Here is a 25,294-nt window from a genome sequence, read left to right as displayed (position 1 = left end):
AACAACGTGGAAGCTCCCACTCTGTCGAAAAGCGCTCACCCACCCCACCAGGAGAGCAGCCAGCTGCCGATGTGGAAAGGCCGACCAATCATAGGCGGTTAAGCCTCACGGATCCATCAAAGTTTTCAACCCGAGAGATACACCCGAGATGCTCTGCGCTCATTCAACGCACCGCCCCAAGAGCCATGCAAACCCTCACCAAAAGCTCTGCCGCTGACACCAACACCAAGCCCTGAAGACGGCTAAAAATATCAATTTTTCCTCTCTAGGTACTGACTCCCGACGAGTGAGCTATCAAAAATCGCTCATTCAACTATCGGTAACGATACGACTTGGAACATCGCCCGATAGACAGACGGGAGCGCCAAACAACCGACAGAAATTTGTTCGCACGGAACGATGCATCCGCACTGACCTCAATTTTTTGGCATTTGCTAGCAAGCAGAAGCGAGCCACGGGGAAATTCGGAGCCCTGACGATAGCCCAGAAAAGCCTCGGTGGGAGATGAAAAACCCATGTTGTTACCTAGGCGACGGGCATACATTGTTACACCTAACCTAACTGACAACAACGCCCAGCCATCCCCGCCCATCAGCCAGGGTGCCAGGCGGACCTGGCAACCTCGACTAACGCGCTCACGGCGCGCACCGATTACCCCGCAACCTCCACCTCAGCATCATAATCAGCTTGCTTGAAAAGACTGGCCAAAACTTGAGCCAACACCTGCTTCGAGCGCCTCTCCCCATGCACCAACACTACCCTCCGCGCCTTGCACCCCAACGCAAACCTCATCAACCCCACCTGATCCGCATGAGCCGAATAACCCTCCAAACTCATCACTTTAGCCCGCACGTCGTACATCTTGCCGTCCAGGTCAATTTGCACAAAACCTTCCGCACCCTGGCTCGCCTGGATGACTGCGCCAGGAGTACCTTTTGCTTGGTAACCGACAAACATCACTTCATGCCTAGGATCGCCCAACATCGCCTTGAGATAATTGACGATACGCCCGGCGGAGCACATGCCATTACCGGCAATCACGATAGCGGGACGCCCCGTACTTTTGAGGTAATTGACCACTTGTTGGTGTTTGGCATGAGTATCGACGCATACCAGTTGCTCGAAACTCAGGGGATTACGACCTTCATTTAAACGTTGGCGGGCTTCGGCATTCCAGAAACGGTGCAGGTCCTGGTACGCGCGGGTAATACGCTGGGCCAGGGGCGAGTCGAGAATGATGGGGAGTTGCGACCAGTCGAGGGGGTCATCGCTGGTCTTTTCGCGACGAGGTGCGAGCAAGGCTTTGCGGTGCAGAATGTCTTCGAGCTCGTAGAGCAACTCTTGGGTACGGCCGAGGCTGAAGGCGGGGATCATGATCGTGCCACGGTCGGCCAGGGCGCGATCGATGGCCGCCTCCAGTCGTTGCTGGCGTTCGCTGCGGTCCGCATGCAGGCGATCGCCGTAGGTGCTTTCGAGCACCAACACGTCCGCTTTCTCCGGCGGTTGCACGGGCCTGAGCAATGGATTATGCGCAGCGCCCAGGTCTCCGGAAAATACGACACGTGTGCTGTCGGGCGTATTCGCTTGACGCACATCGCACTCGACATAGGCGGAACCTAGCAGATGTCCGGCGCGCTGCAGCCGGATACGGCATTCGAGCCCTTGTCGATCCACGACGGTATGCCACTGATCGAAGGGCACGGGGGTTATGAGTTTCTCGAGAAATTCCAGGTATCGCTCCACCTGGGCGGGCTCGGCAGTGACACCGAGTTTGTACGCATCCTCAAGCACCAGGGGTAACAAGCGCGCGGAGGGCTCACTGCAAATGATCGGGCCGCGGTAGCCGGCGGCGAGTAAGGCGGGGATGCGGCCGACATGATCCAGATGCACATGGGTAACGATCAGCGCCTGGATGCCATCAATGGCGAATCCGAGCGAGGCGGCCTCATCTTTGAGAGCGGCATCTCTGCCCTGTTCGAGGCCGCAGTCGATCAATAGGCTGGTCGCGCTGTCGAGGTGAAGTTGATGGCATGAACCGGTCACACCACGGGTAGCACCATGGTGCGAGAGCGTAGGGGATTGCATGCTGCTGAAACCTCCGAAGGGTTGAAATGAAGCGGCCTATTACTTCATTCATTCAGCAGCAGGAAAAAGTGCAGGATTCGTCGGGCCCAGCAGGAAAAATCCTCAGTTGCCGGACAGGGCCGCCTGACGGGCAGAAGCGCGGATCTTGCGCTTGCTGCGCAGCACGCCATACGCACCGAGCAGCGGGCCGACAGCCAGGCCGACGACCAGTGCGGCGATCACCAGGACCGCCACGGGAACTGCCGGTGCAGTCCAGCCGAACAGGACCAAGGAAACGGCTTGCTGATTCTCCAGAACGAAGAACAGGACCACCGCTGCCAGCAGCAGCACGAAGAGGGCCGCCAAGGCACGCTTGAGGTTACGCATCAGACTGCTCCTTGAACCACTCAGGTGTGTTCGTGCTCTTCTTCATTGACCCGGTCACGCAACTCCTTACCAGGCTTGAAGTGCGGCACATACTTGCCTTCGAGGCTCACCGATTGGCCGGTCTTGGGGTTACGCCCTACCCGCGGTGAGCGGTAGTGCAAGGAAAAGCTGCCAAAACCACGGATCTCGATGCGATCACCGGTGGCCAGGCATTGTGACATCTGCTCAAGCATGGTCTTGATGGCCAATTCCACGTCCTTGGACGAGAGCAGCCCTTGATGGGTGACAATACGTTCGATCAGCTCCGACTTCGTCATATTTTTCCCTTCGTTATCAAGCAGCTAGATCATTGCTTAACCAGTTTGTAGCACGCTCCGACGGATTTGAACAGGGTGGATCTTGACTTAATAAAAAAATTCAAGATTGCGCGAGACTGGGAAGCGGGATGAGCAGAAGGGAATAGCCGAATAACCCAGGCGAGGTGCGGTGAATTGATTCAGGGGTGCTTGATCGGAGTTGGGGGTTGCTTTGCAGCCCATTGCGGGCTTCGCCAGCGCCTACAGAAGTGGCACGCGACGCGAGGCCGGTATCTGCTTGTTTTCAGACAGGCACAAAAAAGGGCGACCGAAGTCGCCCTTTTTTACCGATCAAACAGAACTTAGTTCTGCTTGGCCATAGCTTCGCGCAGCAGCGCAGCCATGGTGGTGTCGGCAGCAGCTTCCGGAGCAGCGTTTTTCAGGCTCTGGATAGCTTCGCGCTCTTCAGCGTCGTCCTTCGACTTGATGGACAGGCTGATAACGCGGGACTTGCGATCGACGCTGATGATCTTGGCTTCGATCTCTTCGCCTTCCTTCAGGACGTTACGCGCGTCTTCAACGCGGTCACGGCTGATTTCGGAAGCTTTCAGAGTAGCTTCGATGTCGTCGGCCAGGGTAACGATGGCGCCCTTGGCGTCAACTTCCTTGACGATACCTTTGACGATTGCACCCTTGTCGTTCAGAGCAACGAAGTTGGAGAACGGATCGTCTTCCAGTTGCTTGATACCCAGGGAGATGCGCTCGCGCTCTGGATCAACCGACAGGATGACGGTTTCCAGCTCGTCGCCCTTCTTGAAGCGACGTACGGCTTCTTCGCCGGACTCGTTCCAGGAGATGTCGGACAGGTGAACCAGACCGTCGATGCCGCCGTCCAGGCCAATGAAGATACCGAAGTCGGTGATCGACTTGATGGTACCGGTGATCTTGTCACCTTTGTTGAACTGGCTGGAGAAGTCTTCCCATGGGTTGGACTTGCACTGCTTGATGCCCAGGGAGATACGACGACGCTCTTCGTCGATGTCCAGAACCATGACTTCCACTTCGTCGCCAACCTGAACGACTTTCGACGGGTGGATGTTCTTGTTGGTCCAGTCCATTTCGGAAACGTGTACCAGACCTTCAACGCCTTCTTCCAGCTCAGCGAAGCAGCCGTAGTCGGTCAGGTTGGTAACGCGAGCCTGTACGCGAGTACCTTCTGGGTAGCGCGAGGTGATGGCAACCCACGGATCTTCGCCCATTTGCTTCAGACCCAGGGAAACGCGGTTGCGCTCACGGTCGAACTTCAGGACGCGAACGTCGACTTCGTCACCAACGTTGACGATTTCCGACGGGTGCTTGATGCGCTTCCAAGCCATGTCGGTGATGTGCAGCAGGCCGTCGATACCGCCCAGGTCCACGAAGGCGCCGTAGTCGGTGAGGTTCTTGACGATACCCTTGACCTGTTGGCCTTCCTGCAGGGTTTCCAGCAGGGCTTCGCGCTCGGCGCTGTTCTCGGCTTCCAGCACGCTGCGACGGGAAACGACAACGTTGTTGCGCTTCTGGTCCAGCTTGATGACCTTGAATTCCAGCTCTTTGCCTTCCAGATGGGTGGTGTCGCGCACTGGGCGGACATCAACCAGGGAGCCCGGCAGGAACGCACGGATGCCGTTAACGTCGACAGTGAAGCCGCCCTTAACCTTACCGTTGATAACGCCCTTGACCACTTCTTCGGCGGCGAAAGCTGCTTCCAGAACAATCCAGCACTCGGCGCGCTTGGCTTTTTCACGGGACAGCTTGGTTTCGCCAAAGCCGTCTTCGACCGCGTCCAGCGCAACGTGAACTTCGTCACCGACCTTGATGGTCAGCTCGCCAGCTTCGTTGATGAACTGCTCGAGCGGGATGACGCCCTCGGACTTCAGACCAGCGTGAACGGTAACCCAGTCGCCGTCGATGTCGACAACGATACCGGTGATGATCGCGCCCGGCTGCAGATTGAGGGTTTTCAGGCTTTCTTCAAAGAGTTCTGCAAAGCTTTCGCTCATTTTAATTCCTGTAGATTCGGGCGAAACAGACGCCCATAGCCACATTCCAGACAATGTGGGTTTCGTTCATATAAAGGAAAACCGACAGGACGTTGACTGGTGCCCCTGCCTGTTCTCCTGGCTATCAGAGCAGATCGCGCTGGGCGAGCTCGCTCCTGATACGTTGCAACACCTGCTCGATGGACAACTCGGTGGAGTCCAGTTGGATGGCATCGGCCGCTGGTTTCAGCGGGGCCACCGCACGCTGGGTGTCACGCTCATCGCGCGCACGAATCTCATCTAGCAGACTCGCCAGGCTAACATCATCGCCCTTGCCCTTCAACTGCAAATAGCGACGTCGTGCACGTTCCTCCGCGCTGGCGGTGAGGAACACTTTCAAGGGCGCGTCCGGGAAGACCACGGTGCCCATGTCGCGACCGTCTGCAATCAGGCCAGGCGCTTCGCGGAACGCGCGCTGACGCTGCAGCAACGCTTCGCGCACCGCAGGCAGCGAAGCGACCATGGAGGCGCCGGCGCCGACGGTTTCAGTGCGGATCACGTTGCTGACATCCTCGCCCTCGAGGATGATCTGTTGCAGCTTACCCGGTTCCGCAGCGACGAATTGCACATCCAGATGGGCGGCCAAGGCCTTGAGCAGCTCTTCGTTGGTCAGGTCGACGCCATGGTTGACGGCATTGAACGCCAGCAGGCGGTACAGGGCGCCGGAGTCCAGCAGTTTCCAGCCCAGCTCGCGGGCCAGGATGCCCGCGACCGTGCCCTTGCCCGAGCCACTAGGCCCGTCGATGGTGATGACTGGCGCTTGCGAACTCACGACTTGCCCTCTTCTGCGACCCGAATGCCAACCTCGGCGCACAGCGCCAGGAAGTTCGGGAAGGACGTGGCGACGTTGGCGCAGTCATGGATGCGGATCGGCGCACTGGCACGCAGCGAGGCGACGCTGAAGGCCATGGCGATGCGGTGGTCACCGTGACCGTGCACTTCGCCGCCACCGATCGGGCCGCCGTCGATGATGATGCCATCGGGGGTCGGCTCGCACTTCACGCCCAGGGTCAGCAGGCCGTCGGCCATGACCTGGATGCGGTCGGATTCCTTGACGCGCAGCTCTTCGGCGCCGCGCAGCACGGTACGCCCCTCGGCGCAGGCAGCAGCCACGAACAAAACGGGGAATTCGTCGATGGCCAGCGGCACCAGGTGCTCCGGAATCTCGATACCCTTGAGCTTGGCGCCGCGCACGCGCAGGTCCGCGACCGGCTCGCCGCCGACTTCACGCTGGTTTTCCAGGGTAATGTCGCCGCCCATCAGGCGCAGGATGTCGATGACGCCGGTACGGGTCGGGTTGATGCCAACGTGCTCGAGCACCAGCTCCGAGCCTTCGGCGATGGACGCCGCGACCAGGAAGAACGCCGCCGAAGAGATATCCGCCGGAACTTCAATGCGGGTTGCACTGAGCTTGCCGCCCGCCTTGAGCGAAGCGACCGGGCCATTGGTCTCGACGGCATAGCCAAAGCCGCGCAGCATGCGCTCGGTGTGGTCGCGGGTCGGTGCAGGCTCGGTGACGGTGGTGGTGCCTTCGGCGTACAGGCCGGCCAGCAACAGGCAGGATTTGACCTGGGCACTGGCCATCGGCAGGGTGTAGTCGAGCGCCTTGAGCTTGTGGCCGCCACGGATGGTCAGCGGCGGACGGCCTTCAGGGCCGGTCTCGACCACCGCACCCATCTCACGCAGCGGGTTGGCCACACGGTTCATCGGGCGCTTGGACAGCGAGGCATCGCCGGTCATGGTCACATCGAATGGCTGGCCGGCCAGCAGGCCCGACAGCAGGCGCATCGAGGTACCGGAGTTACCCAGGTAGATCGGGCCGGGCGGCGGCTTGAGGCCGTGCAGGCCGACGCCGTGGATGGTCACACGACCATGGTGCGGGCCCTCGATGACCACCCCCATGTCGCGGAAGGCCTGCAAGGTCGCCAGGGCGTCCTCGCCTTCGAGGAAACCTTCGACCTCGGTGGTGCCTTCGGCCAGCGAGCCAAGCATGATCGAGCGATGGGAAATCGATTTGTCGCCCGGAACGCGGATCCGTCCGGACAGGCGGCCACCAGGTTGGGCCAGGAAAATCAGATCGTTGGCGTTCATAGCGTCCACATAGGCCCGGCGGGCCAGGATTTTACTGAAATGCTCGCGGGCAGCCCGGGCGCGGGTGAACACACCCAGCAGTTGGTGCCCGTCCCCTGCATCGACCGCGTCGCGCAAGGCGTCGAGATCGCTGCGAAATGTATCCAGGGTGCGCAGGACAGCCTCGCGGTTGGCGAGGAAGATGTCGTGCCACATGATCGGGTCGCTGCCGGCGATTCTCGTGAAATCGCGGAAGCCTCCCGCAGCGTACCGGAAGATCTCCAGGTTTTCATTGCGCTTGGCCAGCGAATCGACCAGGCCGAACGCCAGCAGGTGCGGCAGATGGCTGGTGGCAGCCAGGACTTCGTCATGGCGCTCGACCGGCATGTGCTCCACATCGGCATCCAGCGCCCGCCACAAACGATCGATCAGGGCCGCAGCGGCCGGATCGGTTTCCGGCAGCGGCGTGAGGATAACCTTGTGGCGGCGGAACAGCGCGGCATTGGAGGCTTCCACCCCGCTCTGCTCGGAACCGGCGATCGGGTGGCCCGGGACGAAGCGCGACAAGCGCCCGGCAAAGGCCTCACGTGCGGCACGTACCACGTTACCCTTGGCGCTACCCACATCAGTGATGACCGCGTCGCCCAGGTCCAGGCGCGCGAGATGGGCCAGGACCTTTTCCATCGCCAGGATGGGCACGGCCAGCTGGATCACATCGGCGCCAACACAGGCGGCGGCGAGGTCTTGCTCGCAACGATCGACCACGCCGAGCGAAACGGCCAGCTTGCGCGACTGGGCATCCAGGTCGACGCCGACCACTTCCCGGCACAGGCCGCTCTCACGCAGGCCCTTGGCGAACGAACCGCCGATCAGGCCCAGGCCTACGACGACCAAGCGACCGATGATGGGGCTGGATTTGCTTGCTATTGCATCAACCACTAGCGCGAATCCTGTTCAAAAAAACGGCAATGCTTGCCGGGTAAATCCTGTCTGGTAATCAGACCGCAGGGGCCACTTTGCGGCTCTTTCGCGGCACAAGGCCGCTCCTACAGGGATCACGCGAAACCAGTAGGAGCGGCCTTGTGTCGCGAAAGGGCTGCTGCGCAGCCCCAACGACCTCAAGACCTGCCTCAACCTCAAAGCACCGCCTTCGGATAGGACCCCAGCACCTTGAGCGCCACGGCCTCTTGACTGATCTTCTCCAGCACCGCTTTGATCAGCGGGTCGCGGTGATGGCCTACGAAGTCGATGAAGAACACGTAGGTCCACTTGCCGCTACGCGACGGACGGGTCTCGATACGGGTCAGGTCGATGCCGTTCTCGTGGAAAGGCACCAGCAGCTCGTGCAGGGCACCTGGCTTGTTGCTCATCGAGACAATGATCGAAGTCTTGTCGTCGCCGGTCGGCGGTACTTCCTGGCTGCCGATCATGAGGAAGCGCGTGGAGTTGTCCGGGCGATCCTCGATCTTCTCGGCCAGGCGGGTCAGGCCGTACAGGTTGGCCGCCATGTCGCCGGCGATGGCCGCGGAATTCCACTCACCCTTGACCCGCTTGGCAGCCTCGGCGTTGCTGGACACCGCCACGCGCTCGACATTCGGGTAGTGCGCGTCCAGCCACTTGCGGCACTGGGCCAGGGACTGGGCATGGGAATAGATGCGCGTGATGCTGTCGGTCTTGGTGTTCTCACCCACCAGCAGGTGGTGATGGATACGCAGCTCGACTTCGCCACAGATCACCATGTCGTGCTCGAGGAAGCTGTCCAGGGTGTGGCTGACCGCACCTTCGGTGGAGTTTTCCACCGGCACCACGCCAAAGTTTACGGCGCCCGCCGCCACTTCGCGGAACACTTCGTCGATGGCCGCCATCGGGCGGCTGACCACGGCGTGACCGAAGTGCTTCATGGCCGCAGCCTGGGTGAAGGTGCCCTCAGGGCCGAGGTAGGCGACCTTGAGCGGCTCTTCCAGGGCCAGGCAGGACGACATGATTTCGCGGAACAACCGCGCCATCTCTTCGTTATCCAGTGGGCCCTTGTTGCGCTCCATGACGCGCTTGAGCACGGCGGCCTCACGCTCGGGCCGGTAGAACACCGGCTTCTCGCCTTCGGCCAGGGAGGCGGTCTTGACCTTGGCCACCTCTTGGGCGCAACGGGCGCGCTCGCTGATCAGCTCGAGGATCTTCTCGTCGAGACTGTCGATGCGAACGCGCAGCGCCTTGAGTTCCTGATCGGACATCAAGCGTGCTCCTTCTCGAATTCAGCCATGTAGGCCACCAGGGCTTCGACCGCCTCCAGACCCAGGGCGTTGTAGATCGAGGCGCGCATGCCGCCGACCGAACGATGGCCCTTGAGGTTGAGCAGGCCACGGGCGTCGGCGCCAGCCAGGAAGGCTTTGTCCAGACGCTCGTCGGCCAGGCGGAACGGCACGTTCATCCACGACCGGGCATTGTGGCTGATCGGGTTGGTGTAGAACTCGCTGGTGTCGATGAAACCGTACAGGCGGTCTTTCTTGGCGCGGTTGCGCTGCTCCATGGCCTCGACGCCGCCCTGCTCCTTGAGCCACTCGAACACCAGGCCCGACAGGTACCAGGAATAGGTAGCCGGCGTGTTGTACATCGAGCCGTTGTCGGCGGCGACCTTGTAGTCGAGCATGGTCGGGCAATGGCTACGGGCGCGGCCGAGCAGGTCTTCGCGAACGATCACCACCACCAGGCCGCTCGGGCCGATGTTCTTCTGCGCACCGGCATAGATCAGGCCGTACTGGGAGACGTCGATCGGGCGCGACAGGATGTCGGACGACATGTCGACCACCAAAGGAACGTCACCGGTCTCCGGGACCCAGTCGAACTGCAGGCCGCCAATGGTCTCGTTGGACGCATAGTGGACATAGGCAGCGTTCTTGGTCAGGTTCCACTCGTTCTGGCCCGGGATGGCCAGGTAGTCGTAGGGCTTGGCGCTGGCGGCGACGTTGACGTGACCGAAGCGACGAGCCTCTTCGATGGCCTTCTTCGACCAGATGCCGGTCTCGATGTAGTCGGCCGTGGCATTTTCAGGCAGCAGGTTCAACGGAATCTCGGCGAACTGCTGGCTGGCACCGCCCTGCAGGAACAGGACTTTGTAGTTGGAGGGGACGGACAGCAGGTCGCGCAGGTCCTGCTCGGCCTTTTCGGCGATAGCCACGTAGTCATCGCTGCGATGGCTCATCTCCATCACGGACAAGCCCTTGCCACGCCAGTCCAGCATTTCGGCCTGGGCACGCTGCAGGACAGCGTCAGGAAGCGCGGCAGGGCCTGCGCAGAAGTTAAAGGCTCGTTTGCTCACATCCACTCTCGCTCTGCCAAATAGAACAAATCTACAATCTTCGATGCTGCCGGGAACCCTGTGGGAGCGGGTTTACCCGCGATGCACCGCGGCGCCTTCTTCGCGGGTAAACCCGCTCCCACAGGGTGTTGCACCGTCCTTGAGGACGCTGCCTGCTGTAATCAGTCAAACGGGGCGACCATGGTCGCCCCGTTTGGGTTGTTGCGCTGGGTTACTCCTGCGGGGCCTCTTCGGCACCAGCAGCTTCATCATCCGGCGCATCGGCCTCGACGCCTTCCTCATCCATCTCGATGTCATCATCGAGCTCGTCCTCGGACGGCTCCTGGATACGCTCCAGCCCCACCAACGTCTCGTCGGTCGCCAGCTTGATGAGCGTCACACCCTGGGTGTTACGGCCCAGGCTGGAGACTTCACCAACGCGGGTACGGACCAAGGTGCCCTGGTCGGAGATCAGCATGATCTCTTCGCCTTCCTGCACCTGGATCGCGCCGATCAACAAACCGTTGCGGCCCTTGGTGCCCATGGCGATGACGCCCTGGCCGCCACGGCCGCGGCGCGGGAACTTGGACAGCGGGGTACGCTTGCCGAAGCCACGCTCGGAGGCAGTGAGGATCTGCGCGCCGGACTCAGGAATCAGCATGGAGATCACCCGCTGCCCTTTGCCCAGCTTCATGCCGCGAACGCCACGGGCAGTACGGCCCATTTCACGCACCACGCTCTCGGCGAAGCGGATCACCTTGCCGGCGTCGGAGAACATCATGACTTCCTTGGCACCGTCGGTGATGGCCGCGGCGATCAGGGTGTCACCTTCCTTGAGTTTCAGGGCGATCAGGCCGCTGGAACGCGGACGGGCGAACTGGGCCAGCGGGGTCTTCTTCACGGTACCGGAAGCGGTGGCCATGAAGATGTAGGCACCGGTCGGCTCAGCAACCCATTCCGGGGTGTCGCCGTCTTCTTCGTCGACTTCCTCGGCCTCGATCACTTCCCCTTCGAGCACGGTGTCGTCGGCGTCCTCCAGCTCTTCGTCGCCATCGGCGCCCTGCTGCAGGGCTTCGAGGTCGATCTGCAGCATGGCGGTGATGCGCTCACCTTCTTCCAGTGGCAGCAGGTTGACCAGCGGACGGCCACGGGCGGCGCGGGACGCCTCGGGAATCTCGTAGGTCTTGAGCCAGTACACCTTGCCCTTGCTGGAGAACAGCAACAGGGTGGCGTGACTGTTGGCGACCAGCAGGTGCTCGATGTAGTCCTCGTCCTTCACGCCAGTGGCCGACTTGCCCTTGCCGCCACGGCGCTGGGCCTGGTAGGCGGACAGCGGCTGGGTCTTGGCATAGCCGCCGTGGGAGATGGTCACCACGCGCTCTTCTTCCGGGATCATGTCGCCGTAGCTGAGGTCGTGGGTGGCGTTGAGGATCTCGGTGCGACGGGCATCGCCGTACTCGGCGCGGATCGCTTCGAGCTCTTCGCGGATCACTTCCATCAGGCGTTCGGCGCTGCTGAGGATGCGGATCAGCTCGCCGATCTGCTCGAGGATCTCCTGGTACTCGGCCAGCAGCTTCTCGTGCTCCAGGCCAGTCAGGCGGTGCAGGCGCAGGTCCAGGATGGCCTGAGCCTGTTCCGGCGACAGGTAATACTTGCCATCACGCAGACCGTACTGCTCCGGAAGGTCTTCCGGACGGCAGGAGTCGGCACCGGCGCGCTCGACCATGACCTGCACGGCGCTGGATTCCCAAGCGGTGCTGATCAGGGCTTCCTTCGCCTCGGACGGGGTCGGCGAGGCCTTGATCAGGGCGATCACCGGGTCGATGTTGGACAGCGCGACCGCCTGGCCTTCCAGGATGTGGCCACGCTCGCGTGCCTTGCGCAGCTCGAACACGGTGCGGCGGGTCACGACCTCACGGCGGTGACGGACGAATGCCTCGAGCAGGTCTTTGAGGTTGAGCAGACGTGGGCGGCCGTCGATCAGCGCGACCATATTGATACCGAACACGCTCTGCAGCTGGGTCTGCGAATAGAGGTTGTTGAGCACCACCTCCGGCACCTCGCCGCGACGCAGCTCGATGACGATACGCATGCCGTCCTTGTCGGACTCATCGCGCAGTTCGGTGATGCCTTCGATCTTCTTCTCTTTGACCAGCTCGGCGATCTTCTCGATCAGCCGCGCCTTGTTCAGCTGGTACGGCAGCTCGGTGACGACGATCTGCTGGCGACCGCCGGCCTTGTCCTTGTCGATGTCCTCGATCTCGGAGCGAGCGCGCATGTAGATGCGGCCACGGCCGGTGCGGTAGGCCTCGATGATGCCCTGGCGGCCGTTGATCAAACCTGCAGTGGGGAAATCGGGACCAGGGATGAACTGCATCAGCTCATCGACCGACACCTCGGGGTTGTCGATCAGCGCCAGGCAGCCGTCGATGACCTCGCCAAGGTTGTGCGGCGGGATGTTGGTCGCCATGCCCACGGCAATACCGCTGGAACCATTGACCAGCAGGTTGGGGATCTTGGTGGGCATGACCGCCGGGATCTGCTCGGTGCCGTCATAGTTAGGCACCCAGTCGACGGTTTCCTTGTGCAGGTCGGCCAGCAGCTCGTGGGCCAGCTTTGCCATGCGCACTTCGGTGTATCGCATGGCCGCGGCGTTGTCGCCGTCGACCGAACCGAAGTTGCCCTGGCCGTCGACCAGCAGGTAACGCAGCGAGAAAGGCTGGGCCATACGCACGATGGTGTCGTAGACCGCAATGTCGCCGTGGGGGTGGTACTTACCGATGACGTCACCGACCACACGCGCGGACTTCTTGTACGGCTTGTTCCAGTCGTTGCCCAGTTCGCTCATCGCGTAGAGAACGCGGCGATGCACGGGCTTCAAGCCGTCACGCGCATCGGGCAGCGCACGCCCGACAATCACGCTCATCGCGTAGTCGAGGTAAGACTGTCTCAGTTCGTCTTCGATATTGACCGGGAGGATTTCTTTGGCCAGTTCGCCCATGAGAAGCCTGATTCCTTTTTCTGGTGAAACTTCGTCGTTTCCCTCGTAGGACGAACGAAGCTCGCCGCCGCAACGCAAAGGGGTGCGACGACTTACGACAAATCAATGAGTTGTGCCATGGATCTGCGCAATGAAGGCCGCTGCAACGAGCGGCCCTGGAAACTGCCGGATGGTATCACAAAGGCGTGGGGCGTGGGAGATATGGCAGGTTGCCGCTGAGCCCCTGAACACGTGTCTTTTTTGCCGGGTTTGATGGGGTATTTGCTGAGCGTGCCGATCTTGGGGCCGTTACGCGGACCTTTCGCGACACGAGTCCGCTCCCACCGGGTCCGCGAGAGGGGCTCAATGCAAACGCTTGCGACAAATCAGCTGGGCGATCTTGGCGGTATCGGGCCGTTCGACCACTCCGCGCTCGGTCACGATCACATCGACCAGGTCTGCTGGCGTCACATCGAACACCGGATTGAACACTTCGACCTGCGCCGCCACCCGATTCCCCGCCACATCCAGCAGTTCGTCGGCCTCGCGCTCTTCAAGAGGAATGTCCTCGCCCGTGGCCAGATTCAGGTCAATGGTGGTACTCGACGCCACCACCATGAAGCGCACGCCATGGTGCATGGCCGCAACCGCCAACTGATAGGTGCCGATCTTGCCAGCCACATCGCCATTGGCGGCGATGCAGTCAGCGCCCACCACCACCCAGGTGATGCCCTTGGTCTTCATCAGGTGCGCCATGGCCGAGTCCGCGCACAGGGTCGCGGGGATGCCCTCGTGGGCCAGCTCCCAGGCGGTGATGCGCGAGCCGTGCAGCCAGGGCCGGGTTTCGCCGGCATAGACCCGCTCCACCATGCCCTCCAGGTACGCCGCGCGAATCACGCCCAGGGCGGTGCCGAATCCGCCGCTGGCCAGGGCGCCGGCATTGCCATAGGTAAGGATGGTCTGCGCGTTGCCCTGCTGGCGACGAATCAGCTCCAGGCCGTGCTGGGCCATGGTCAGGTTGGCTTCGCGGTCGCTTTCATGGATGGCCAGCGCCTCTGCCTCCATGACCGCCAGCACGTCTTCGTCGGCGCGCAGACGCTGCAGACGCTCGCGCATGCGATTAAGCGACCAGAACAGGTTGGCCGCGGTAGGCCGGGCTTCAGCCAGGGCGAGGAAGTCCTCTTCCAGTGCATACTCCCAGTCATCCCCTTCGGCCAGGCGTTGGCGCAGGGCAAGCACCAGGCCATAGGCGGCACTGATACCGATGGCCGCCGCACCACGCACCGCCATCTGGCGGATCGCGTCGACCACCGCGGTCACGTCCGTGCAGGCCAACCAATGCTCGCGAACAGGCAGCAGGCGCTGGTCGAGCAGATGCAAGGTGCCATTACGCCACTGGATGCCGGTCACCTTCTCCGCCGCCAAAAGTCGCTCGCGCATCGCCTCTCCCCGTCGTTCGCTGATCAAAAGCGGCCGATTATAGCGAGCCTCAGCCACGGACGCTCGGGTATACTGCGCGTTCCCTTCAGCCGAACCAGGTGCCCCACGCATGCCCACAGCCCCCTCCCCCCTCGACCTGCTGCTCGTGCCGAGCTGGCTGGTCCCCGTGGAGCCGGCCGGTGTGGTACTCAAGGAGCACGCCCTGGGTATCCGTGACGGGCTGATCGCCTGGCTCGGCCCACGTGACCGAGCACCCGCCGCGCGGGAAGTGCGCGAGTTGCCCGATTGCCTGCTGTGCCCCGGCCTGATCAACGCCCATGGCCACGCCGCCATGACGCTGCTGCGCGGCCTGGCCGACGATCTGCCGCTGATGACCTGGCTCAAGGAGCACATCTGGCCGGCCGAAGGCCGCTGGGTCGACGAAGCCTTCGTGCGCGATGGCACGGACCTGGCCATCGCCGAGCAGCTCAAGGGCGGCATCACCTGCTTCGCCGACATGTATTTCTTCCCGCGGGAGGCCTGCGACCGGGTGCACCGCAGTGGTATCCGCGCCCAGATCGCCGTGCCGCTGCTGGATTTCCCCATCCCTGGCGCCCGTACACCCGACGAAGGCCTGCACCTTGCCATCGAGCTGTTCGGTGACCTGCGCCACCACCCGCGCATCAGTGTCGCCCTGGGGCCGCACGCGCCTTATACGGTCAGCGATCAGAGCCTGGAGAAGATCCGCGTCATCGCCGACCAGCTCGACGCCCCGCTGCACATGCATATCCACGAGACCGCCGGCGAAGTCGAACAGGCCCTTGCCGAAAACGGCGAACGCCCGCTCGCGCGCCTGGCCCGCCTCGGCCTGCTGGGCCCGAGGCTGCAAGCGGTGCACATGACCCAGGTCAGCGACGACGACCTCGCCCTGCTGGTAGAAAGCGACACCAGCGTGGTCCACTGCCCCGAATCCAACCTCAAGCTGGCCAGCGGCTTCTGCCCAGTGGAGCGCCTGTGGCAGGCCGGGGTCAACGTGGCGGTGGGCACTGACGGCGCGGCCAGCAACAACGACCTGGACCTGCTCGGCGAAACCCGCACTGCGGCCCTGCTGGCCAAGGCAGTAGCCGGTTCGGCCACGGCCCTGGACGCCCACCGCGCCCTGCGCATGGCTACCCTCAACGGTGCCCGCGCCCTGGGCCTGGAGGCGATCACCGGCTCCCTGGAGCTGGGCAAGGCCGCCGACCTGGTGGCTTTCGATCTCTCGGGGCTGGCCCAGCAGCCGGTGCACGACCCGGTTTCGCAACTGCTCTACGCCACAAGCCGCGACTGCGCGCGGCACGTCTGGGTCGCCGGCCACCCGTTGCTCGACGACCGCCGCCTGACGCAGATGGACGAACAGGCCCTGACGGCCACGGCCCGCGCCTGGGGCGCGCGCATCGCAGGCCACGAATGACGGCCGCAAGCCTTGGGCTCGCGCCTGTAACACTTTTATCGAAGATTCAGAGGATTGTTCCATGAGCAACGTCGACCACGCCGAAATCGCCAAGTTCGAAGCCCTGGCTCACCGCTGGTGGGACCGCGAGAGCGAGTTCAAGCCGCTGCACGACATCAACCCGCTGCGAGTCAACTGGATCGATGAGCGCGTGGGCCTGGCCGGCAAGAAGGTGCTGGATGTCGGCTGCGGCGGCGGCATCCTCAGCGAGGCCATGGCCCTGCGTGGCGCGAGCGTCACCGGCATCGACATGGGCGAAGCACCACTGGCAGTGGCCCAGCTACACCAACTGGAATCCGGCGTCGAGGTCGAGTACCGCCGCATCACCGCCGAAGACATGGCCGAGGAAATGGCCGGCCAGTTCGACGTGGTCACCTGCCTTGAAATGCTCGAGCACGTGCCTGACCCGTCCTCGGTGATCCGCGCCTGCCATCGTCTGGTCAAACCGGGCGGCCAGGTGTTCTTCTCGACCATCAACCGCAACCCAAAGGCCTACCTGCTGGCGATCATCGGTGCCGAATACGTGCTCAAGATGCTGCCGCGCGGCACCCATGACTTCAAGAAGTTCATCCGACCGTCGGAGCTGGGCGCCTGGAGCCGCGTCGCGGGCCTCGAGGTGAAAGACATCATCGGCCTGACCTACAACCCGCTGACCAAGCACTACAAGCTCAGCAGCGACGTTGACGTCAACTACATGATCCAGACCCTGCGCGAGGAATGAGCATGCGTTTGCGAGCAGTACTCTTCGACATGGACGGCACCCTGCTGGACACGGCGCCGGACTTCATCGCCATCTGCCAGGCCATGCTGGCCGACCGTGGCCTGCCGGCCATCGATGACCAGCGCATTCGCGACGTGATTTCCGGGGGTGCCCGGGCCATGGTCGCCGCTACGTTCGCCATGGATCCGGACGCCGAAGGCTTCGAGGCCCTGCGTCTTGAGTTCCTGGAACGTTACCAGCGCGACTGTGCAGTCCACAGCAAGCTGTTCGACGGCATGGCCGAGCTGCTCGAAGACATCGAAAAAGGCAACCTGCAGTGGGGTGTGGTCACCAACAAGCCGGTGCGCTTCGCCGAGCCGATCATGCAGCGTCTGGGCCTGGCCGAGCGCTCGGCCCTGCTGATCTGCCCGGACCACGTGAAGAACAGCAAGCCCGACCCAGAGCCGCTGATCCTCGCCTGCAAGACCCTGGACCTGGACCCGGCCAGCGTCCTGTTCGTAGGCGATGACCTACGCGACATCGAGTCCGGCCGTGATGCCGGCACCCGCACGGCGGCGGTGCGTTATGGCTATATTCATCCTCAGGACAACCCCAACAACTGGGGAGCAGACGTGGTGGTGGACCACCCGCTGGAACTGCGCAAGGTGATCGACAGCGCGCTGTGCGGCTGCTGACCCCTGATGCTGCCCCTAGCGGAGCCCACTCCCACAGGGGGCCGTGCAAGATTGACAAGCAAGGACACCTGACATGTACGACTACACCGCCCGCCCCGACCTGCTCAAAGGCCGGATCATTCTGGTCACCGGCGCTGGACGTGGTATCGGGGCCGCCGCCGCCAAGGCCTATGCCGCCCTGGGCGCGACCGTGCTATTGCTGGGCAAGACCGAGGCCAACCTCAACGAGGTCTACGACCAGATCGAGGCGGCCGGCCATCCGCAACCGGTGGTGATCCCGTTCAACCTCGAAACCGCCCTGCCCCACCAGTACAACGAACTGGCAGTGATGATCGAGGAGCAGTTCGGCCGGCTCGATGGCTTGCTCAACAACGCCTCGATCATCGGACCGCGCACACCGCTGGAGCAGCTCTCGGGTGAGAACTTCATGCGCGTGATGCACATCAACGTCAACGCCACCTTCATGCTGACCAGCACGCTGTTGCCGCTGCTCAAACTGTCCGAGGACGCATCGGTGGTGTTCACCTCCAGCAGCGTCGGACGCAAGGGCCGGGCGTACTGGGGCGCCTATGGTGTCTCGAAGTTCGCCACCGAAGGGCTGATGCAGACCCTGGCCGATGAGCTGGACGGCGTGGCGCCGGTGCGCGCCAACAGCATCAACCCTGGGGCCACCCGCACGGCCATGCGCGCCCAGGCCTACCCGAGCGAGAACCCACAGAACAATCCGATGCCCGAAGAGATCATGCCGCTGTACCTGTATCTGATGGGGCCGGACAGCGCTGGTGTGAACGGACAGGCATTCGATGCCCAGTGACAGGGTTGCCTGACCTGACATGATCGCGGGGCAAGCCCGCTTCTACAGGTACGGCACTCCCCCTGTAGGAGCGGGCGAAGCCTGCGATGGGGGCGCAAACCGCCCCTTCCAGGCCTTACCCTATGGCCAAGGCCGGCCGCAGACGCCCTTGCTGACGCCGCTCCAACTGCATGCACCGCTCCAGGAACAGATACATGCAGTCATAGCTCTTGCAGATCGTCCGACGCAGCTCGGCCCGCAAGCCTAGTGTCGGATGTTCGCCAGCCAGCGTACAGATGATCTCCAGCGCCTCCCACGGGTGCGCATCATCGTACTGGGCATGCATCTTCAGCCACTTCATGGCGCGTTTGCGGGTCTCCTCAGGGAAGCCCTGGGCATAGGTGTCGGTGGAGCACACCAGCGCCGCCCATTCCCCTGTCGCCCCTTCGATCGCATAGTTGGTCGCCGCCATCGACAACGCCAGCGACTCGGTGGCACATACCCGCCAGCACCAGTCATTGAGGCCGTTGAGCTCCGGCGGCACTTCCTGAGCCTGCAGCTCCGCCAGGGTGATGCCGTGGGCCTGGCACCAGTGCAGCCAGTAATCGGCATGGTTGAGCTCGACCCGAATGTTGCGCATCAGCCAACGCCGCGCCATGTCTTCACCGGGGTGGCGAGCGAAGCGTGTCTTGGTCAGGTTATGGGCCATATACAGGGAGAACTGCTCGACCACCGGCCAGCCACCGATCAGGTACTGGCGAATGGTGGCCTGCCTGAGCTGGCCGTCGCGCAAGCGCTGGTAGAACTCATGCTCCACCACCCGCCGCTTGCTTTCGCGGCACTCTTCGATCAGTTGCTGGGCCCAATCGGGGTAACTGGCGGCATCCATCAATGGGCCGATTCGTACGAAGGTATCAATCACTTTCAGCTCCTTGAATCCATGTGATTTCCGGACGACACCTTCTTCAACGAAAGGTCCCAGGCGCCCGGTGCAACAGGGGCCTTGCGGCTATTCGTTGGCGTTGCAGGCTGTCGCAGGTGAACACCTGCGGCCGCTCGATGAGGTAACCCTGGGCATAGTCCACGCCGATCTCCTGCAACGCCTGCTCAATCAACGGCGTTTCGACGAATTCGGCAATGGTCCGTTTGCCCATCACATGGCCGATATGATTGATCACCTCGACCATGGCGCGGTTGATCGGATCGTCGAGCATGTCTTTTACGAAACTTCCGTCGATCTTCAGGAAGTCTACAGGCAGATGTTTCAAATACGCGAATGACGACATACCGGCGCAGAAGTCATCCAAAGAGAACTTGCAGCCCAGCCCCTTCAACTCATTGATAAAGCGAATCGCGCTGCCCAAATTGGCGATGGCGCTGGTTTCGGTGATCTCGAAGCAGACCAGCCGCGGCGGGATCGAATACTCGCCAAACAGCCAGCGCAGGTACTCGAGAAACTTGTCATCGCCAATGCTCGAGCCGGACAAGTTGATCGCGCACATGGCCAGCGGCCCTTGCCTGCCTTCGTCCAGGCATTGGCGAATGACCTGGAATACGTTGCGCACCACCCAGCGGTCCAGGGCGGTCATCAAGCCATAGCGTTCGGCGGCAGGGATGAAGGTGCTGGGCAGGATGGTGCGCCCGCTTTCATCATGCAGGCGCAGCAGGATCTCCAGGTGGCCTGGCCCCTCCATGGAGGTAAGCGGCGCAATTTCCTGGGCATAGAGGCAGAAGCGGTTTTCCTCCAGGGCCACGTGCAGGCGCTGGATCCAGGCCATCTCGCCAAAGCGCAGGGACAGCTCGCTGTCGTCGGCGTGGTACACCTGTACCCGGTTGCGGCCTTTCTCCTTGGCCATGTAGCAAGCCATGTCGGCCGCCCGCAGCGAGGCCTCCAAGGTGCCGGGCGGCTGGGCGATATGCACAAGCCCCACACTCACGGTGGTGACGAACGGCCGGCCCTTCCACACAAAGTGCAGACTCTGCACCGCCTGGCGCAGTTGTTCGGCGATGCGCTCGGCCTGCTCGGGCGGGCAGTTTTCCAACAGCACGCCGAACTCGTCGCCGCCCAGCCGCGCCAGGGTGTCTCCCTCACGCAGGCCGGCCTGCAACACCGCGCAGATGTGGCGCAGCAACTCGTCGCCTGCGGCATGGCCACTGGTGTCGTTGACCAACTTGAACTGGTCCAGGTCCAGGAACATCAGCGAATGCCGACCGGCCTGGCGCGCCAGGCTGTTGAGAGCCTGCTCGAGGCGGTACTCGAACTCGCGGCGGTTGGCCAGGCCTGTCAAGGCGTCGTGAGTCGCCTGCCAGGAGAGACTGGCGATGTACTGGCGCTCCTGGGTCATGTCGTGCAACGCCAGCACCAGGCCAGTGACCTGGCCATCACTGACGATCGGCGAACCGACCAGGTTGATCGACACCGTGCTGCCGTCAAGGCGCTGGATCAACCGGGCATGCTCAGAACCGCCCTTGAGACCGCCGCTGAGCACCTGCTCGACCAGGGTGCGGTTGTCATGCTCGGCGTGCTCGTCCACCAGGCTGAACAACGCCGCCAGTGGCATGCCCTGGGCCTGGCTGGCCTGCCAATGGGTCAGCAGCTCGGCGGCGGGGTTCATATAGACGATGCAGCCCTCGACATCGGTGGTGATCACCGCATCGCCGATGGACTGCAAGGTGATCTGCGCCCGCTCCCGCTCGGCCTGCAGGGCCTGGGCGAACGCCTGGCGCTGGGCCAGCAGCTTGCTCGAACGGCGCCAGGCGATGCTGATGAGAAACAGCGCCGTCGCAAGGTTTGTGATCATCAGCATCCTGAGCAACATCCGCGACCCTTCGCCCAGTGCATCGCTGAAGGCCTTGGCCGCCGGCGTCACGCCCTCATTGATCGAAACGATCCGCGCACGCCAGGTGGCCACATCGCCGGCGCTGACCTGTCCATTGACAAAGCCCGCACGCATCGCTTGGGCCACGTCATCGAGCTGGCGCAGGTAGTCGTCGCCGATTTCCCAGTAGGCGATGGCGGTTTCCATGTAGCTGACGTGGCGAAAGTTGCGGTAGAACCAGATGATCCGGGACGCGTCATCCGGGTGGTTGCCCCCTTGCAGGACGCCTTTGCGTGCCGCTTCGATGTCAGGATCGGGCCGGTCCAGCGCCAGGCGCAGCTGGTAATCGCCCCTGGGCACGTCGATTGCCTGCAGGTAACGCTGGTAGGTGCGTTCATCACGGGTATCGGCGTACAGGCTCAGGTAGTAGATGGCGTCTTTCTGAGCTTTGGACCATAGGCTTTCGCCCGCCACGTAGGCGCGAACAGCAGACAATGTGTAAAGACTCATGCTGCCCAGCAGCATCTGGAAAATCACAACGGCGATGAAGGGCCAGATGATGCCCAGCAGCCTTGGCGCTTCGAGAGTCCGATTTCCCTTCATGTAATCCCTGTCACTGAGCAGAAAGGCGCATGTCGACCCAGACAAGCACAGCGTAGGTCATTTGCCTGCAAGGCGGCGGGGTTTTTAACGGAATTGAAGCGGGGTTACAGCATTGCCTTTAGCGCCCCTTTCGCGGGTGAACCCGCCCCTACAGGCTCGATGTCTTACTTCAGGCCTCAGCTCTGCTGCAAATGTCCATACAGCTTGGCGTACAACCCGCCTTCGGCAATCAGCTGCTGGTGGCCGCCATCCTCGGCCACATGCCCACCATCGAACACCAGTACCCGGTCCGCCTGTTTCACCGCCGACAACCGGTGGGCAATGATCAACGTGGTACGGCCATTGAGAAAACGCGCCATGGCCTGGTGCAGGCTGTACTCGGTGGCGGCGTCCAGGGCCGAGGTGGCTTCGTCGAGGATCACCACCTTGGGCTCGGCAAGGATCATGCGGGCAATCGCCAGGCGCTGACGCTGGCCGCCGGACAGGCGAACGCCAGAACGCCCCACCACGCTGTCCAGGCCCTGTGGTAACGCGGCGATGGTGGCGTCGAGCTGGGCGATGCGCAGGGCCTGCCAGCAAGCCTCGTCGGTGCATTCGCGGCCCAGGGAAAGGTTGGCGCGCACGCTGTCATTGAACAGCGACGGGTGCTGCAGCACCACCGCGACATTCTCGCGCAGCGCCTCCAGGCCGATCTCCTGAAGGCTCGCGCCACCGAAGCGGATGGTGCCGGCCTGGGCGCTGTACAGGCCCAGCAGCAGTTGCACCAAGGTGCTCTTGCCGCCACCGCTGGCCCCGACGATGGCCACTTTCTCGCCTGGTGCGATGGAAAGATCCAGGTGGTCGAGCACCGGCTCCTCGGCATAGGCAAAGCGCAGATCACGCACCTCGATGCCGACCGTGTCCCGCCCGGCGAACGGGTCGACCGCTGCCGGATACTGCGGCTCGTCGGCCCGCGCCAACAGTTCGTTGAGCCGGCTCAAGGCGCCGCCAGCGGCATAGTAGGCGTATTGCAGGTTGAGCAGTTGCTCCACTGGCCCGATCATGAACCACAGGTAGCTGAACACCGCCAGCATCTGGCCAATGGACAAGTCGGAGAACAGCACCGTGAGCATGGCCGCGGCGCGGAAGATATCGATACCGAACTGGAACAACAGCCCGCTGGCACGTCCACTGGCATCGCTCTTCCACTGGGACGCCACGGCATAGTCGCGCACTTCCCGGGCGCGCAGCCCGAGACGCCCAAGGAAGTAGCCCTGGCGGTTGCCGGCGCGGATCTCCTGGATGGCATCGAGGGTCTCGGCCAGGGCCTGGGTGAAGCGCGCAGTACTGTCGTTCTCCAGCTTTTTCAGGTGTTTGACGCGCTTGCCCAACTGCACGGTGAAGTAGATCACCAGCGGGTTGAACAGCAGGATCAACAGGGCCAGCTGCCAGTGCATCCAGATAAGAATGGCGGCGGTGCCGGTCAAGGTCAGCACGGCCACCAGGAAGCGGCTCAAGGTCTCGCCGACGAACTTGTCCAGGGTGTCCAGATCGGTCACCAGATGCGTGGTCACGGTGCCGCTGCCCAGGCTTTCGTACTCCTTGAGGGAAATACGCTTGAGCCGTTCGATCAGGCGAATGCGCAGGCGGTAGACGATGTCCTTGGCAAGGCCGGCGAACAGCTTGGCCTGCATCACGTTGAAGGCCAATGCGGCCAGGCGCAGGCCAAGGGTCGCAACCAGCATCAGGCCGATGTAGCCGGCGGCCACCTGCCAGTTGCCAGGCAGGAAGTGGTTCATCCATTTGAGCGCCGCATCGCCATGGCCAAGCAGCACTTCGTCCACTAGCAATGGCAGCAACAAAGGAATGGGCACGCTGCACAGGGCCGCGAGCACGGCCACAAGGTTGGCGGACCACAGGGCCTTTCTGTGATGCAAGGCCAGGCGGCGGATCTGCGCCCAGCTCAATCGATCGGCCACGGCGGCGGGCTTCCCCGGCACAGGGTCGGATGAGCCTGGCAGGTCAAGCACAGGCGGCCTGCTGCAGCCAGCGGCCGAGCAAGGGCTGCAGTCGGTCCAAAGGCTGGTAGCCGTTGGTCAGCAAGGCCAGTTGACCGTTGCGCTCGGCCAGCAGGGTTGGAAACCCCGCGATGCCGAGGTCTTGCACCCAACTGAAATCGGCCGCGGTGGCGGCACGGGTATCGGCCCGGGAAAACGCATCGGCGAATTGGCTTCGGTCAAAGCCTGCCTGCTCGGCCAGTTCCACCAATTGCGGAGCACGGGTGACGTCCACCGCTTGCTCGTAGAACGCCCGCTGGATCCCCCCCAGTAGCGACCAGACCCGCTCGGCATCCAGCTCGCGCGCCGCCACAAGCGCGCGGCAGGCAGGCTCGGTGTCGTAGACGAAACCGTCCGGCATGGCGCCTTCGAAGCGAAACGCCTGGCCAGTGGCTTCGGCCACCGCCTGCCAATGCTCAAGGATGTAGCGACGGGTCGAGGCATCCAGCGCGCTGCTGCCCGAACGCAAGCCGCCCACCACCAGACGCGTCGGCACGCCAGCCTCACGCGCCTGGGCGATCAACGCCTCGGCCACCGGGGCGAAGCCCCAGCACCAGGAGCACATCGGGTCCATCACATACAGCAAGCGTGCGGACATGCATCAGGCCTCGGCTTTGTAGTTGAAACCGATCGGGTGGGGCTGGTTGCGCGCCTTGGCCAGCTCGATCTGCTTCTGGCGGTCGATGGCGCTGCGCCGGGTCTTCTCGCTCAGACTGTCCCAGCAGTGCGGGCAGCTCACACCTGGCGAATAGTGCTCGGACGCGCGGTCCTCCACGCTGATCGGGTGGCGGCAGGCATGGCACTGGTCGTATTCCCCCTCGGTCAGGTCATGGCGCACCGTGACACGGTTGTCGAAGACGAAGCAGTCGCCATCCCACAGGCTCTGCTCCTGAGGCACCTCCTCGAAGTACTTCAGGATCCCACCCTTAAGATGATAGACCTCCTCGAAGCCTTCACCGAGCATGTAGCTGGAGGCTTTTTCGCAGCGGATGCCGCCGGTGCAGAACATCGCAACCTTTTTGTGCTTGCTCGGGTCGAAGTTGGCCTTGATGTAGTCGGGAAACTCGCGGAAGGTCTCGGTCTTAGGGTCGATGGCGCCCTTGAAGGTGCCGATGGCCACTTCGTAGTCGTTGCGGGTGTCGATCAACAAGACTTCCGGATCGCTGATCAGGGCGTTCCAGTCCTTGGGCTCGACGTAGGTGCCGACCTTGTGGTTCGGATCCACACCCGGCACGCCCAGGGTGACGATCTCTTTCTTGAGCTTGACCTTGGTGCGGTAGAACGGCTGCTCGTCGCAGTAGGACTCTTTGTGGTCGATGTCGACCAGGCGCGGGTCGTTGCGCAACCAGGTGAGCAGCCCATCGATGCCTTCGCGGGTACCCGAGACGGTACCGTTGATGCCTTCAAGGGCGAGCAGCAAGGTGCCTTTGACGCCGTTGTCGACCATGGTCTGGAGCAGCGGCTCGCGCAGCTCGATGTAGTCTTCCAGGGTGACGAACTTGTACAGCGCCGCCACGACGATAGCTTGGGACATGAATCAACTCTCCAGGTGGTCACCCTCGTA

The 25,294-nt window shown here is 62.7% G+C and carries 19 protein-coding genes; 4 read left to right on the top strand and 15 right to left on the bottom strand.

Going from position 1 to position 25,294, the window contains the following annotated elements; all coding sequences use genetic code 11:
* Positions 1-651: 651 nt before the first annotated feature.
* The 10 genes from IEC33019_RS02500 to mtnA all read right to left on the bottom strand — a co-directional run bounded on the left by IEC33019_RS02500 (position 652) and on the right by mtnA (position 14,613).
* Complete coding sequence (locus IEC33019_RS02500; protein ID WP_099592962.1) at positions 652-2,085, bottom strand: MBL fold metallo-hydrolase RNA specificity domain-containing protein; 1,434 nt, start codon at positions 2,083-2,085, stop codon at positions 652-654.
* Positions 2,086-2,187: 102 nt separating this feature from the next.
* Positions 2,188-2,451: a LapA family protein gene (locus IEC33019_RS02495; RefSeq protein WP_099592961.1), complete on the bottom strand. Its 264-nt coding sequence runs from the start codon at positions 2,449-2,451 to the stop codon at positions 2,188-2,190.
* Between the two features lie 20 nt (positions 2,452-2,471).
* Positions 2,472-2,768, bottom strand: a complete 297-nt coding sequence (ihfB, locus tag IEC33019_RS02490; RefSeq protein WP_099592959.1) for an integration host factor subunit beta — start codon at positions 2,766-2,768, stop codon at positions 2,472-2,474.
* 341 nt (positions 2,769-3,109) lie between these two features.
* A complete protein-coding gene (gene rpsA, locus IEC33019_RS02485; protein WP_043206589.1) occupies positions 3,110-4,789 on the bottom strand; it encodes a 30S ribosomal protein S1 in 1,680 nt (559 codons plus the stop codon).
* A 124-nt stretch (positions 4,790-4,913) separates the two neighbouring features.
* Positions 4,914-5,600, bottom strand: coding sequence for a (d)CMP kinase (gene cmk, locus IEC33019_RS02480; RefSeq protein ID WP_043206590.1), 687 nt, complete (start codon positions 5,598-5,600; stop codon positions 4,914-4,916).
* Positions 5,597-7,837, bottom strand: coding sequence for a bifunctional prephenate dehydrogenase/3-phosphoshikimate 1-carboxyvinyltransferase (locus IEC33019_RS02475; protein ID WP_099592957.1), 2,241 nt, complete (start codon positions 7,835-7,837; stop codon positions 5,597-5,599). The genes cmk and IEC33019_RS02475 overlap by 4 nt, the downstream gene beginning before the upstream one ends.
* Positions 7,838-8,034: 197 nt before the next feature.
* Positions 8,035-9,129: a prephenate dehydratase gene (pheA, locus tag IEC33019_RS02470; protein ID WP_099592956.1), complete on the bottom strand. Its 1,095-nt coding sequence runs from the start codon at positions 9,127-9,129 to the stop codon at positions 8,035-8,037.
* Positions 9,129-10,214, bottom strand: coding sequence for a 3-phosphoserine/phosphohydroxythreonine transaminase (gene serC / locus IEC33019_RS02465; RefSeq protein ID WP_172959798.1), 1,086 nt, complete (start codon positions 10,212-10,214; stop codon positions 9,129-9,131). The genes pheA and serC overlap by 1 nt, the downstream gene beginning before the upstream one ends.
* A 211-nt stretch (positions 10,215-10,425) precedes the next feature.
* Positions 10,426-13,194 (bottom strand): DNA gyrase subunit A, encoded by a 2,769-nt coding sequence (gene gyrA / locus IEC33019_RS02460; RefSeq protein ID WP_099592951.1) that lies wholly within the window; start codon positions 13,192-13,194, stop codon positions 10,426-10,428.
* Positions 13,195-13,536: 342 nt separating this feature from the next.
* Positions 13,537-14,613, bottom strand: a complete 1,077-nt coding sequence (gene mtnA, locus IEC33019_RS02455) for an S-methyl-5-thioribose-1-phosphate isomerase (protein ID WP_070091627.1) — start codon at positions 14,611-14,613, stop codon at positions 13,537-13,539.
* A 109-nt stretch (positions 14,614-14,722) separates the two neighbouring features.
* Between mtnA and IEC33019_RS02450 the strand changes: the two genes are divergently transcribed.
* The 4 genes from IEC33019_RS02450 (at position 14,723) to IEC33019_RS02435 (ending at position 18,293) form a co-directional block, all read left to right on the top strand.
* Positions 14,723-16,045: a TRZ/ATZ family hydrolase gene (locus IEC33019_RS02450; RefSeq protein WP_070091628.1), complete on the top strand. Its 1,323-nt coding sequence runs from the start codon at positions 14,723-14,725 to the stop codon at positions 16,043-16,045.
* 61 nt (positions 16,046-16,106) lie between these two features.
* Entirely contained in the window at positions 16,107-16,805 is a 699-nt protein-coding gene (gene ubiG / locus IEC33019_RS02445) for a bifunctional 2-polyprenyl-6-hydroxyphenol methylase/3-demethylubiquinol 3-O-methyltransferase UbiG (protein ID WP_070091629.1), read from the top strand.
* 2 nt (positions 16,806-16,807) lie between these two features.
* Positions 16,808-17,479, top strand: a complete 672-nt coding sequence (mupP, locus tag IEC33019_RS02440; protein ID WP_070091630.1) for an N-acetylmuramic acid 6-phosphate phosphatase MupP — start codon at positions 16,808-16,810, stop codon at positions 17,477-17,479.
* A 73-nt stretch (positions 17,480-17,552) separates the two neighbouring features.
* The gene (locus IEC33019_RS02435; RefSeq protein ID WP_070091631.1) at positions 17,553-18,293 is read left to right on the top strand and encodes a YciK family oxidoreductase; all 741 of its coding nucleotides are present in this window, start codon (positions 17,553-17,555) and stop codon (positions 18,291-18,293) included.
* 115 nt (positions 18,294-18,408) lie between these two features.
* Here IEC33019_RS02435 and IEC33019_RS02430 read toward each other — a convergent pair whose 3' ends face one another.
* The 5 genes from IEC33019_RS02430 to trhO form a co-directional block, all read right to left on the bottom strand.
* A complete protein-coding gene (locus IEC33019_RS02430) occupies positions 18,409-19,194 on the bottom strand; it encodes a TenA family transcriptional regulator (RefSeq protein WP_070091632.1) in 786 nt (261 codons plus the stop codon).
* A 43-nt stretch (positions 19,195-19,237) separates the two neighbouring features.
* The gene (locus IEC33019_RS02425) at positions 19,238-21,694 is read right to left on the bottom strand and encodes an EAL domain-containing protein (RefSeq protein WP_070091633.1); all 2,457 of its coding nucleotides are present in this window, start codon (positions 21,692-21,694) and stop codon (positions 19,238-19,240) included.
* 176 nt (positions 21,695-21,870) lie between these two features.
* Positions 21,871-23,703, bottom strand: a complete 1,833-nt coding sequence (locus IEC33019_RS02420) for an ABC transporter ATP-binding protein (protein WP_070091634.1) — start codon at positions 23,701-23,703, stop codon at positions 21,871-21,873.
* Complete coding sequence (locus tag IEC33019_RS02415) at positions 23,696-24,328, bottom strand: DsbA family protein (protein ID WP_070091635.1); 633 nt, start codon at positions 24,326-24,328, stop codon at positions 23,696-23,698. Before IEC33019_RS02415 ends, IEC33019_RS02420 begins: the two co-directional genes overlap by 8 nt.
* Positions 24,329-24,331: 3 nt before the next feature.
* On the bottom strand, positions 24,332-25,264 hold the full coding sequence (trhO, locus tag IEC33019_RS02410; RefSeq protein WP_070091636.1) for an oxygen-dependent tRNA uridine(34) hydroxylase TrhO: 933 nt from the start codon (positions 25,262-25,264) through the stop codon (positions 24,332-24,334).
* Positions 25,265-25,294 lie beyond the last annotated feature (30 nt).

The organism is Pseudomonas putida (genome assembly GCF_002741075.1).
In the GTDB taxonomy this organism is placed as follows: domain Bacteria; phylum Pseudomonadota; class Gammaproteobacteria; order Pseudomonadales; family Pseudomonadaceae; genus Aquipseudomonas; species Aquipseudomonas putida_T.
The sequence above is the reverse complement of the archived record's forward strand: the minus strand, read 5'-3'. Positions and strand labels throughout refer to the sequence as shown.